Consider the following 12,744-nt stretch of genomic DNA (forward strand, 5'->3'; position numbering starts at 1 on the left):
GAAAAAGCACCGCGAGCGGTGCTTTTTTTATGGGCTCAGCGCGCCGTTTTCTTCGTTTTCGGCAGGCCCTGGCGCTGGTGGCTTACCGGGGTGTGTTTGGTCAGCGCGGGCTGCGTGTGGCGATACTGCCGTTTCGCCGCGCGCATCTCGTCGATGGTCGCCGCGGGCACTAAGCAGTCGCTGCGCGAGCCAATCAGATGCTTTTTGCCCATCGCCTCCAGCGCCTCGCGAATAACAGGCCAGTTGGCCGGATCGTGATAGCGCAGCAGCGCCTTGTGCAGGCGGCGCTGGCGATCGCCTTTCGGCACCACCACGTCTTCACTTTTGTAGCCGATTTTCCCGAGCGGGTTTTTGCCGGTGTAATACATGGTGGTCGAGTTGGCGAGCGGCGATGGATAGAAGTTCTGCACCTGATCGAGCCGGAAACGGCGCGCTTTCAGCCATAGCGCCAGGTTCACCATATCTTCATCGCGCGTGCCGGGGTGCGCGGAGATAAAGTACGGGATCAGGTACTGCTCTTTGCCCGCCTGTTTTGAATAGGTGTCGAACAGTGCTTTAAAGCGGTCATAGCTGCCCATGCCCGGCTTCATCATTTTTGAGAGCGGCCCCTCTTCGGTATGCTCCGGGGCAATCTTCAGATAACCGCCGACGTGGTGCGTCGCCAGCTCTTTAATATAACGCGGATCTTCCACCGCCAGATCGTACCGCACGCCGGAGGCGATCAGGATCTTCTTGATGCCCTTGAGATCGCGCGCGCGGCGGTAGAGGTTGATCGTCGGCGTGTGATCGGTATCCATATGCGGGCAGATCTCCGGGTAGACGCACGACAGGCGACGGCAGGTCTGCTCGGCGCGCGGCGAGGTGCAGCGCAGCATATACATATTGGCCGTCGGCCCACCGAGATCGGAAATCACGCCGGTAAAGCCCGGTACCGCGTCGCGGATCGCTTCTATCTCATTAATGATCGAATCTTCCGAGCGGCTCTGGATAATGCGTCCTTCATGTTCGGTAATCGAGCAGAACGAACAGCCGCCGAAGCAGCCGCGCATAATGTTCACCGAGAAGCGGATCATCTCCCAGGCCGGAATGCGCTTTTTGCCGTACGCCGGGTGCGGCACGCGCTGGTACGGCAACGCGAACACGCTGTCCATCTCTTCGGTCGAGAGCGGGATCGCAGGCGGGTTGATCCAGATATAACGATCGCCATGCTTTTGCATCAGCGCGCGGGCGCAGCCGGGGTTGGTTTCGTGGTGCAGAATGCGTGAGGCGTGCGCGTAAAGTACTTTGTCGCCCTTCACTTTTTCATACGACGGCAGCAGCACGTAGGTTTTCTCCCACGGCTTCGGGCGCGGCGGCTGAACGGTGACGGTTTTCGCCGCCGGTTTTTCCGGTTTATTGCCGTCAGCGCACGGCAGATCGTCGCCATACGGATGCGGGATCGGATCAATGCGCCCCGGCGTGTCGAGACGCGTGGAATCCACGCCCGTCCAGCCCGGCAGGGCTTCTTTCAGCATGATTGCCGTATTACGCACGTCGCGGATCGTGGCGATAGCTTCCCCCATCGCCAGACGATGCGCCACTTCCACCAGCGGACGCTCGCCGTTGCCGAAAATCAGCATGTCGGCTTTGGCATCCACCAGCACCGAGCGGCGCACGGTGTCAGACCAGTAATCGTAATGCGCGGTGCGGCGCAGGCTCGCCTCAATGCCGCCCAGGATAACCGGCACGTCGCGCCAGGCCTCTTTACAGCGCTGGGTGTAGACCAGCGTCGCGCGATCGGGGCGTTTTCCGGCTTCGTTATCCGGCGTGTAGGCGTCGTCGTGGCGCAGTTTGCGATCCGCCGTGTAGCGGTTGATCATCGAGTCCATATTCCCGGCGGTCACGCCGAAAAACAGGTTCGGTTTGCCAAGGCGCATGAAGTCGTCTTTGCTGCTCCAGTCCGGCTGCGCGATGATCCCGACGCGAAAGCCCTGCGCCTCCAGCATGCGGCCGCAAATAGCCATGCCGAAGCTCGGGTGATCGACGTAGGCGTCGCCGGTGACGAGAATAATATCGCAGCTGTCCCAGCCGAGCTGGTCCATCTCCTCGCGCGACATCGGTAAAAAGGGCGCAGGCCCAAAGCAGGCCGCCCAGTACTGGGGCCAGGAGAACAGATCGCGATCCGGCTGGATCAGGCTCAGGGAACTCATAGTGCTTCCGGAAAAAGGCAAAAGATCGACAAAGGGCGGCGATTATACGTCCGGAAGTGACAAAAAAAGAAGGGTTATTCTGCGGAAAAAAACGCCAGCGCCCTTCTTTGCCGATCTACGCGATTACTTGCTGTGCCAGTACGCCGCGGCGCGCATCAGCTGCGGGTTCAGGCGCCCTTCAAACGGCTCGCTTAAGCGTTTAACGACTTTTCCTTCGCCGGTTATCCAGAGGTAGTAATCGTCCTGCGGCACCGTCAGCGCGGCCAGTTTCTCTTCCACCGCCTGCACGTCATGACCAACCACCCACTGAAGGTTAAAGTCGCCGAGGTGCGCCAGATAGCCTTTCAGCGCGTCATCCGTCACCGTCACGATAGCGTTCACCTGCACCGGTTTCGCCTGCGCGCGGAGCGCCTCAAGACGGCGGCGCAGCGCAGGCATCCCGGACTCATCGCACACGTAGAGCTGCCAGGCGTAATCTTCCGGCACCACTAACGAACCGCGCGGCCCGCCGATGCAGAGCGTATCGCCAGGTTTTGCCGCAACGGCCCAGTCGCTCGCCACGCCAGATTCATGCACGTAAAAATCAAGCGTCAACTCCTGGCGCGCCTCGTCAAACAGCGGCGTGTAGTCGCGTGACGGCGGGCGCACGTCGCCTGCCCAGACGATGCCGTCATCGGTGACGTCAGGCGGCACAAACGGCGCGCCGTCCTGCGGGAAAAAGACTTTGATATGGTCGTCGAAGCCGCGTGAACTGAAGCCCGCCAGCGCGTCGCCGCCAAATACAAGGCGCTGAAAGCCGCTGATGCGCTCGCTTTTCAGCACGGTAATTTCGCGAAAACGCAGCGCGTTACGCACGCGCTGCGGAAATTGAGTTGTCTGATTCATCATCAACCTGCCAACGTAAAGGGTAAATTAGATATATCTAAATAGTCGTAAATGATAATGATTGCCAACAACGCAAATGGCAAGCGATTTTTCGATAGCCTGAACAAAAACCGCACATCGCGCAAAATTGTGAGTTTTATCTTTTTATAAACAATGACCTGTATTTCAAGCGCTGTTAGAAAAGACATTCAACCATAAAAAAGATATAGTTAAGATATATCTGTTTAACCCGGAGTTCCCTTATGCGTTCAGACGACCGCCATGCTTCATCCCCTCGCCGCGAAGGCCGCCATGGGCCAGAAGGTCATCGCCGCCCGCGCTTTTTCGGCAATGGCGAACTGCGTCTCGTCATGCTGGATATCCTGTGCGCTGGCGCGAGCCACGGTTACGAACTTATTAAAGCCATCGAAACGCTGACCGCAGGCCACTACGCGCCGAGCCCAGGCGTGGTCTACCCGACCCTTGACGCGCTGGAGGCGCAGGGGTTTGTCGTGCTGCACGACGAAGAAAACGGTCGGAAGAAAATCGCGATTACCGACGCAGGCCGCGCGTGGCTTCTGGAAAACCGCGAGGCGCTGGATCATATTCAGGCGCGGATGCGGGCGCGCGCCATCGGGCACAAGCTGCGTAAAGATCCGCAGATGAAACGGGCGCTTGATAACATGAAAGCGGTGCTGGATTTAAAAGTGAATCAGGCGGAAATCAGCCCGGAGACGTTAAAGCAGATTATCGGCATCATAGACCGCGCGGCGCTGGAGATCTCCCAGCTCGATTAACGGCAACGGCGGCGGCAGGCCACCGCCGTTGGGTTATCAGGCGCTGAGACGGAACACTTTAATCATCTCTTTCAGGTTGTGCGCCTGGTCATTAAGCGACGAGGCCGCCGCGACCGATTCCTCCACCAGCGCGGAGTTCTGCTGCGTGGTGGTGTCAATCATGCCGATGGCGCTGTTGATCTGCGAGATACCGTCAGTCTGTTCACGGCTCGCCTGAGCGATTTCACGCAGGATCGTGTCCATTTCGCTAACGTTCGCGACCATGCCATGCAGCAGGCCGCTCGCTTTTTCTACCAGCTCCATGCCTTCGCGCGTCTGACCGGTCGAGTCCTCAATCAGCGCGCGGATCTCGCTCGCCGATGAGGCGCTCTTCTGCGCCAGCTGGCGCACTTCGCCTGCGACTACCGCGAAACCGCGGCCATGTTCGCCCGCGCGCGCCGCTTCCACGGCGGCGTTAAGCGCCAGGATATTGGTCTGGAACGCGATGGCGTCAATCAGGTTGATGATGTCTGACATCCGGTCAGACGTGCCGCGAATGACGCGCATTTTGTCCGTCACCTGCTGCATCATCTCGCCGTTGCGCTTCACCACACCGGCGGCGTCGGACGACAGCCGCGTCGCCTCGCTGGTGTTATCGGCGGTGTTTTTCACCGTCGAGGTGATCTGCTCCATCGAGGCGGCCGTCTGCTCTACGGAGCTGGCCTGCTCTTCGGTACGTGCCGCCAGATCCTGGTTGCCCGCGACAATCTGCGACGCCGCGCTGGAAATGCTTTCCGCGCTGTACTGCACCTCCTGCACAATCGCCTGCAGCCGCTGTTTCATATCCATCAGCGCATGCAGCAACACGCCGGTTTCATCGCGCGACTGGATGTCCACCGAGCGGGTGAGATCGCCTTCGGCAATCGCGCCGGCAAAGCGCACCGCCTGGTCGAGAGGACGCGTAATGGCGCGCACGATAAGCCAGCCCATCAACGAGCCCAGCACCACGCACAGCAGCGTCAGGCCGATGGTTAACGCGCGGTTGCTGCTGAAATCTTTCGCCACCGTCACGCCCGCCTCGCGCATATGGTTATCCTGAATTTTAATCAGCGCCTGTACCCGCGATTTATATTCATTCTGAAGCTCCACCGTGGTGGACATCATCTCCTCCAGCGCCGCGTTGCGGTCGTTGCGTTTTACCGCATCGAGAATGCGAAAGCGCGAAGCCAGATACTGCTTACGCACGTCGGCGATTTGCGCCAGCGCCTGACGCGAGGCGTCGTCGGTCAGCGTTTTATTCAAATCGGCAAGCAAGGCGCTAATACGCCCGCTGATGGCGCTAAGCTGCGCCTCCGACTGCTTTGTCCAGCGCTGGTTCTCGTCCATCAGCATTAATTGCTGCGTACTGACGAAGCTCTGGAAATTTTCGATAAGCTGATTGGCTTTTACGGTAGTGGGATAATCCTCAGCGATAACCTGCTGAATATTATTATTGGCCTGGCTCAGACTGCCGAGTGATAAACCGGCGCTGATAAGTAACAAAACAATAAAAAAAGCAAAAGCGAAAATAAGCTTTGTGCGGATTTTTATATCGCGGATGGACATATTCACTCCGTTGAACGGGTTATTTTGCGCTGACGAAACGGAAATCGCAGCGATGGATAACGTGATCCGCCGAACCTGCGGGGATCGACAAAGGTCGTTATCGTCAGGCCCTTTTGTAACTTTATGAGTTTGATCGTTTTTTTCTTTTATAAACCCCGAAAACAATAGCTGCTGACTATTAATAAACGGCTATTGATCGGCCAAATGTGCGCCAGATCACTTAATTGCGCAATTAATTACAGCGAAGCGGAAAGACTTTTTTGTGTGGGTTCAGGAAGATGGGAAAAACAATTTAAAATGAAGGGGTTAAATTAAATACATTTATTTAATTTGATTTTAACATTAAAACAACAAATAAAAGTAACCCCTGAAAGGGCACAAATTGATAAATTTTTGGCGTGAAGCAGAGGCGTGAAACAAAAAGAGAAAGGCGGCATGGCGCCGCCCTTAACCAAAATTAATGCAATACCGTCACCGCATCCTGAAGGCGGCCAGCACGGTGTTTTACCATTGACGAAACCTGCGCGCCTTCATCGACCAGCGCCGCGTTCTTGCGGGTGATGGCGTCCAGCTCCGCCACGGCGCGGGTGAGATCGGACAGCCCGTCGGCCTGCTCAGTGGTCGCCTGGCTTATCTGCCCCAGCAGGCGCGTCACATTCTCCACCTGGTTGACGATATCCTGCATGGTGCGGCCCGCGTCATGCACCTGCACCGTACCGGACGCCACCTTGCTGGCGCTGGCATCAATGAGTTTACGGATATCGTTGGCGGCGTTCGCGCTGCGGTTCGCCAGATGGCGCACTTCGCCCGCCACAACGGCAAAGCCTTTGCCCTGCTCGCCCGCGCGCGCCGCTTCGACGGCGGCGTTGAGCGCCAGAATGTTGGTCTGAAAGGCGATGTCATTAATAAGCGCCGTGATGGAGCCGATGCGCTGCGTGCTGTCAGCAATCTCATCCATGGTCTGGACCACGGTTTGCATTGTCTGCCCGCCGAGACGCGCCGCGTCGCTCGCCTCGCTGGAGAGCTTATCCGCCGCCGCCGCCGTGGCGGAGTTGTTCTGCACCGATGCTGCCATCTGGTTCATGGTGGTGACGGTTTGTTGCACGTTAACCACCGTCTGGCGGGTGCGCTCGTTAAGATCCTCATTGCCGCGCGCCAGCGTTTCGCTGCCGCTGCGTACATTGCTGACCTGACCTGAAACATCATTCATCAGCCAGCGGCACATCAGGCCCAGTTGCCCGATGGCGCGCAGCGTCACGCCGACTTCATCGACGCGGTTGATATGCGCGATGCTTTGCGACTCGCCTGTCGCGATGCGCAGCGCCTGACGCGCCACGTTTTCAATCGGGCGGACAATCTGCCACTCCAGCACCGCGCCGCCAAGCAGCAGCATCACCGCTGCCATAAGCGTCGGGGCCAGCAGGGGCGTGCCGGTACAGGCCATGACCACGGTCCAGGCCACAAACAGCGCGGCCATCACGCCGCGCAGGCGCCAGCGTAACGGCAGCGTCGGGAGTTTGCCCCACACGCCGTTGCGCAGCACCAGTCCTTTAAACAGACGGCGCGGTTTACGCCCTTCGCGCAGCGCTTTATAGAGTGGTTCGACCGCGGCTATCTCTTCCGCGCTGGCTTTGGTGCGAATCGACATAAAGCCGGTAATTTTCCCGCCGCGCACCATCGGCGCGACGTTGGCGCGCACCCAATAGTGATCGCCGTTCTTGCAGCGGTTTTTCACAATGCCGGTCCAGGGCTCGCCCTGCTTCAGCGTGTACCACATATCAGCAAAAGCCGCTTTCGGCATATCCGGGTGGCGCACCAGGTTGTGCGGGCTGCCGGTCAGCTCCTCAAGCGTATACCCGCTCACCTCGACGAAAGCGTCGTTGGCATGGGTAATATAACTTTGCAGATCGGTGGTAGACATAAGCGTGGTGTCGTTAGCGAGCGTAACTTCACGCTGCGTAACGAACGGCTGAGAAGACATAACGGCGTCCTTAGGCAGGTTATCCAATTGTTAATCTTTTTTCTGCCTTGTTATGTCGGCGATATATAAATTATCTTTAGCTGTTAAATACGATTCAGCTCGCAATTTATGCATTTACCCATCATTTCTTTCTGCATAACGCCGATAATTTATATCCGCAATTATTTACCACGGTAAATAATTAATACGAGTTACTTTAGCGTTTTCAGCGTGCCGTCGTCGAGCGCAAGAATACAGCGGTTGCGTCCGTTATTTTTGCCGAAATACATGGCATCATCCGCGCGACCAATGGCCTCATGCAATGTTTCGTCACGCCGGACGCACGTCAGGCCGCCCGTCACGGTCACGTTCAGCGTCTCGCCATCGAGCGTAAGCGGAAGCTGGCCTGGGCACCTACACAGCCGCACGCCAGCTTCGCGCGCCTCTTCCTGCGTATGAGACTCCAGAAGCGCAATGAACTCCTCCCCGCCGAAGCGATACACCTGTTCGCAGCAACGCGCTTCGTTTTTAAACCGTTGCGCCACCTCGCGCAGCACATCGTCACCCGCGTTATGCCCATAGGTATCATTCACTTTTTTAAAACGGTCGATATCGATAATCAGCAGCCACAGCGTCTGTTCACGCGCGTGGGCGTGCAGGAACTCGAAATCTTCATACAGCAGCTGGCGCAGCGGCAGACCGGTGAGCGTATCGTGCCGGTTACGCAGAGAAATGAGCTGCTGGCGGTAATCATCAATGCTGGCCACAAACTGCTGTTGCGCCCCGTGGTAGGCATATAACGCCGCGGAATCCACCTGATTACTGGCAATCGCGTTTATTAAGTGTCGGGCTTTATCATGCATCGCTTTATGCGTTTCGCTAATCGCTTTCGCGAAATGAAGGTAACGGAAAGCGATATTCTGGTGGGCCGTCATCCATTGACAGAAACGACAATAAAGATGGGACTGCGGATGCATAAACGTGTTATCTGGCTCATTTCCTAATAATACGAGCTCTAAGAATTTGCCGGTCCATTCATAATGTAATTTAACAGCATAATTTAATTCTTTTAACGATAAATCTATCTGGTGCAAATCCATGCTGACCTCATAAAACAACAACCACCCCGGTTATCGGGCATATGCGCCAGAATAAAGAGGCGCGTCAAAAATAACCTGGCGGCAAATCAGTAAATAGCGTGATTACCTCACGAAAATATATTTTCTGTGAATTATATACAGAAACGCCTGTGTTGAAATATCTGCACGCAGATGCGCCACTACCGCGCACCGCTGCCCTGTCAGGGTGCAACGCCCTTTATCCTCTCTCTGACCCGTTCGCGGGCGGCAGCATTAAGCGCCGCAATGGTTTTTTAAGAATGATTTCGTACCGCGTCTCCCGGCGCTTCACAGCGGTTTATCCCGATTTTCATGGCCTGCGGCGATGTGGCGCAAAGGCTGCAATACTTAAAATCGGTATCATGTGATACGCGATCCAAAGGGGCACATTTTGAACAGGTTACCTAACAGCGCCTCGGCTCTTGCCTGTACCGCGCACGCACTGAATCTCATCGAAAAGCGCACGCTGACGCATGAGGAGATGAAAGCACTTAACCGGGAGGTGCACGATTACTTCCAGCAGCATGTAAACCCAGGTTTCTTAGAGTATCGAAAATCAGTCACCGCTGGCGGGGATTACGGAGCCGTAGAGTGGCAGGCGGGAGGGCTTAATACGCTTGTCGACACCCAGGGACAGGAGTTCCTTGATTGCCTGGGTGGATTTGGCATTTTTAACGTGGGGCACCGTAATCCAGTTGTTGTATCCGCCGTAGAAAATCAGCTCGCGAAACAGCCTCTGCACAGCCAGGAGCTGCTCGATCCGCTAAGAGCGATGCTCGCCAAAACCCTCGCCGCGCTGACGCCTGGCAAACTCAAGTACAGCTTCTTTTGCAACAGCGGAACGGAATCGGTCGAGGCGGCGATTAAGCTTGCCAAAGCGTATCAGTCGCCGCGCGGCAAATTCACCTTCGTGGCCGCCAGCGGCGCCTTTCACGGCAAATCGCTCGGCGCGCTCTCCGCCACCGCGAAAGCGGCGTTTCGCAAACCGTTTATGCCGCTGCTGCCCGGCTTTCGCCATGTGCCGTTCGGCAATATCGACGCGCTGCGCGAGCTGCTGAGTGAATGCAAGAAAACCGGCGATGACGTGGCGGCCGTGATCCTGGAGCCTATCCAGGGCGAAGGCGGCGTGATCCTGCCGCCGCCGGGCTATCTGCCGGCCGTGCGCAAGCTCTGTGATGAATACAGCGCGCTGCTTATCCTCGATGAAGTGCAGACCGGCATGGGCCGCACCGGCAAAATGTTCGCCTGCGAGCATGAAAACGTGCAGCCGGACATTCTCTGTCTTGCCAAAGCGCTTGGCGGCGGCGTGATGCCGATTGGCGCGACGGTCGCGACGGAAGAGGTGTTTTCGGTACTGTTCGACAACCCGTTCCTGCACACCACCACGTTTGGCGGCAACCCGCTCGCCTGCGCGGCGGCGCTTGCCACCATTCATGTGCTGCTGGAAGAAAACCTGCCCGCCCAGGCGGAGCAGAAAGGCGACATGTTGCTGGACGGCTTTCGCCAGCTGGCGCGTGAATACCCGCATCTGGTGCAGGAGGCGCGCGGACGCGGGATGTTAATGGCCATTGAGTTTGTCGATAACGAAACCGGCTACCGCTTCGCGAGCGAAATGTTCCGCCAGCGTGTGCTGGTGGCGGGCACGCTCAACAACGCCAAAACGATCCGCATCGAGCCGCCGCTCACGCTGACCGTTGAGCAGTGCGAGCAGGTGCTTGCCGCCGCGCGTACGGCGCTTGAGTCGCTCAGCATCGCCCACAGCGATACGGCGGTCGCCACCGAAAGCTAACCCTCAGGCAGCGCGTCTTCGCTCTCGTCCGGCGAAGGCGCGACGCCTTTTCCACGCCCCCTGAAATTTGATTGCCATCACAATCAGCAGATTGTCTCTTTCCCTTTTGGCCGTCGATCGCTTAATCATTAACTCATCCGACCACATAACAATTATTTTATACTGGATGAGTGCAATCATGAGCTACCCGTCGCTGTTCGCCCCGCTCGATCTGGGCTTCACCACGCTTAAAAACCGCGTCCTGATGGGCTCGATGCATACCGGGCTTGAGGAGCATCCGGACGGCGCGCGGCGGCTCGCGGCCTTTTACGCCGAGCGCGCCCGTCACGGCGTGGCGCTGATCGTCACCGGCGGCGTGGCGCCGTCGCCCGCTGGCGTGGCGATTCAGGGCGGCGCGGTGCTTAACGACGCACATCAGCTTCCTCATCATCGCGAGATCACCGACGCGGTGCATCGCGAAGGCGGCAAAATCGCGCTGCAAATTTTGCATACCGGGCGCTACAGCTATCAGCCGCACCCCGTCGCGCCGTCGCCTTTACAGGCGCCGATCAACCGCTTTGCGCCGCATGAACTAACCCACGACGAGATACTCGCGCTGATTGACGATTTCGCGCAGTGCGCGTCGCTGGCGCGCGAGGCCGGTTACGACGGCGTGGAGATCATGGGTTCGGAAGGTTATCTGATAAACCAGTTCCTGGCGGCGCGCACCAACCAGCGCGAGGATGAATGGGGCGGCGACTACGCACGCCGGATGCGCTTCGCCGTTCAGGTGGTGCGCGCGGTACGCGAGCGCGTGGGCCAGGACTTCATCATTATTTATCGTCTCTCGATGCTGGATCTCGTCGAGGGCGGGTCGACTTTCGCCGAAACCGTACAGCTTGCCCGCGCCATTGAAGCGGCGGGCGCCACGCTGCTGAATACCGGCATCGGCTGGCATGAGGCGCGCATTCCGACTATCGCCACTCCGGTGCCGCGCGGCGCGTTTACCTGGGTGACGCGCAAGCTGCGCGGGCAAACCACCCTGCCGCTGGTGACGACTAACCGCATTAACGATCCGCACGTGGCGGAGGCGATTCTCGCGGCGGGCGATGCCGATATGGTTTCCATGGCGCGGCCGTTTCTGGCCGATGCCGAACTGCTCTCCAAAGCCGCAAGCGGACGCGAGGCGGAAATTAATACCTGCATCGGCTGCAACCAGGCGTGCCTCGATCAGATTTTCGCGGGCAAAATCACGTCCTGTCTGGTGAACCCGCGCGCCTGCCATGAAACGGAGATGGTTTCTGTGCCTGCGCGCACGCCGAAACGGCTGGCGGTGGTGGGCGCAGGCCCCGCCGGGCTCGCCTTTGCGGTGAACGCCGCGCAGCGCGGCCACGCGGTGACGCTGTTTGACGCCAGCGCGGAGATTGGCGGGCAGTTTACTATCGCCAGACAGATCCCCGGCAAAGAGGAGTTTTACGAGACGCTGCGCTATTTCCGCCGGATGCTGACCGTCACCGGCGTGACGCTCGCGCTCAACACCCGGGCCGACGCCGCGATGCTGGCGGAATTTGACGAGGTGGCGCTCGCGACAGGCATTGTGCCGCGCGTGCCGGATATTGCGGGCATTGATCACCCCAGCGTGCTGACTTATCTCGACGTGCTGCGCGATAAAGCGCCGGTCGGCCAGCGGGTGGCGATTATCGGCTGCGGCGGGATCGGGTTTGATACCGCGATGTATTTAAGCCAGCCGGGCGAGGCCACCAGCCAGAATATCGCCGAATTTTGCGTGGAATGGGGCATCGACACCAGCCTGAACGCGCCCGGCGGCCTGCGCCCGGAAGGGCCGATGTTGCCGAAAAGCCCGCGCCAGATTGTGATGCTGCAACGCCGCGCCGGGAAACCCGGCGACGGGCTTGGCAAAACGACCGGGTGGATCCATCGCGCGACGCTTCTGGCGCGCGGCGTGAAGATGATCCCGGCGGTGAGTTATCAGCGCATCGACGATCGCGGGTTGCATGTGTTGATCAACGGCGAGCCACAGTTGCTGGAGGTGGATAACGTGATTATCTGCGCAGGCCAGGAGCCGCAGCAGGCGCTGGCGGCCCCGCTGCGCGCGATGGGCAAGCCGGTGCATTTGATTGGCGGCTGCGACGTGGCCCTGGAGCTCGACGCCCGCCGCGCCATCGCCCAGGGCACACAGCTGGCGCTGGCGATTTAAGGGAAAACCTGATGGCGGGTGCGCTGCGCTTACCCGCCCTACGATCCAGGCCCATTCATGTTGTGTAGGGTGGGTAAGCGCAGCGCACCCACCGTTTTTTTCACCCGGCCACAAAGCGGACGGTAAGGTGGATGGTTTTGCTCCGGCTAAAAAAAAATCGGCCCATAAGGGCCGATTTTCCGCCGGGAGCCGGGATTGCAAAGGGGGCGGCGGCGAGCCCCCTTTGCACGTTCGCGTGAGGGAAGC

9 protein-coding genes are annotated in these 12,744 nt (G+C 58.5%); 4 read left to right on the forward strand and 5 right to left on the reverse strand.

Going from position 1 to position 12,744, the window contains the following annotated elements; genetic code table 11:
• Nucleotides 1–35: 35 nt before the first annotated feature.
• Both AACV31_RS06855 and AACV31_RS06860 read right to left on the reverse strand, forming a co-directional pair.
• Nucleotides 36–2,189: a YgiQ family radical SAM protein gene (locus AACV31_RS06855; protein ID WP_165155671.1), complete on the reverse strand. Its 2,154-nt coding sequence runs from the start codon at nt 2,187–2,189 to the stop codon at nt 36–38.
• Between the two features lie 123 nt (nt 2,190–2,312).
• Nucleotides 2,313–3,077: a siderophore-interacting protein gene (locus AACV31_RS06860; protein ID WP_165155669.1), complete on the reverse strand. Its 765-nt coding sequence runs from the start codon at nt 3,075–3,077 to the stop codon at nt 2,313–2,315.
• Between the two features lie 239 nt (nt 3,078–3,316).
• Between AACV31_RS06860 and AACV31_RS06865 the strand changes: the two genes are divergently transcribed.
• Nucleotides 3,317–3,850 (forward strand): PadR family transcriptional regulator, encoded by a 534-nt coding sequence (locus AACV31_RS06865; RefSeq protein ID WP_165155667.1) that lies wholly within the window; start codon nt 3,317–3,319, stop codon nt 3,848–3,850.
• Nucleotides 3,851–3,886: 36 nt separating this feature from the next.
• Here AACV31_RS06865 and AACV31_RS06870 read toward each other — a convergent pair whose 3' ends face one another.
• The 3 genes from AACV31_RS06870 to AACV31_RS06880 all read right to left on the reverse strand — a co-directional run bounded on the left by AACV31_RS06870 (nt 3,887) and on the right by AACV31_RS06880 (nt 8,494).
• Nucleotides 3,887–5,434, reverse strand: coding sequence for a methyl-accepting chemotaxis protein (locus AACV31_RS06870; protein WP_075197372.1), 1,548 nt, complete (start codon nt 5,432–5,434; stop codon nt 3,887–3,889).
• 457 nt (nt 5,435–5,891) lie between these two features.
• The gene (locus AACV31_RS06875; protein WP_105538297.1) at nt 5,892–7,415 is read right to left on the reverse strand and encodes a methyl-accepting chemotaxis protein; all 1,524 of its coding nucleotides are present in this window, start codon (nt 7,413–7,415) and stop codon (nt 5,892–5,894) included.
• A 191-nt stretch (nt 7,416–7,606) separates the two neighbouring features.
• A complete protein-coding gene (locus AACV31_RS06880; RefSeq protein ID WP_165155665.1) occupies nt 7,607–8,494 on the reverse strand; it encodes a diguanylate cyclase in 888 nt (295 codons plus the stop codon).
• A 149-nt stretch (nt 8,495–8,643) separates the two neighbouring features.
• Between AACV31_RS06880 and AACV31_RS06885 the strand changes: the two genes are divergently transcribed.
• From AACV31_RS06885 to AACV31_RS06895, 3 genes are all read left to right on the forward strand, one after another.
• Entirely contained in the window at nt 8,644–8,880 is a 237-nt protein-coding gene (locus AACV31_RS06885; RefSeq protein ID WP_165155579.1) for a hypothetical protein, read from the forward strand.
• A gap of 23 nt (nt 8,881–8,903) precedes the next feature.
• Complete coding sequence (gene ygjG, locus AACV31_RS06890; RefSeq protein ID WP_165155663.1) at nt 8,904–10,301, forward strand: putrescine aminotransferase; 1,398 nt, start codon at nt 8,904–8,906, stop codon at nt 10,299–10,301.
• Between the two features lie 178 nt (nt 10,302–10,479).
• On the forward strand, nt 10,480–12,498 hold the full coding sequence (locus AACV31_RS06895) for an NADPH-dependent 2,4-dienoyl-CoA reductase (RefSeq protein WP_165155661.1): 2,019 nt from the start codon (nt 10,480–10,482) through the stop codon (nt 12,496–12,498).
• The last annotated feature ends 246 nt before the right edge of the window (nt 12,499–12,744 follow it).

The sequence above is a fragment of the Cronobacter sp. EKM101R genome (assembly GCF_963888145.1).
Lineage (GTDB): Bacteria > Pseudomonadota > Gammaproteobacteria > Enterobacterales > Enterobacteriaceae > Cronobacter > Cronobacter turicensis.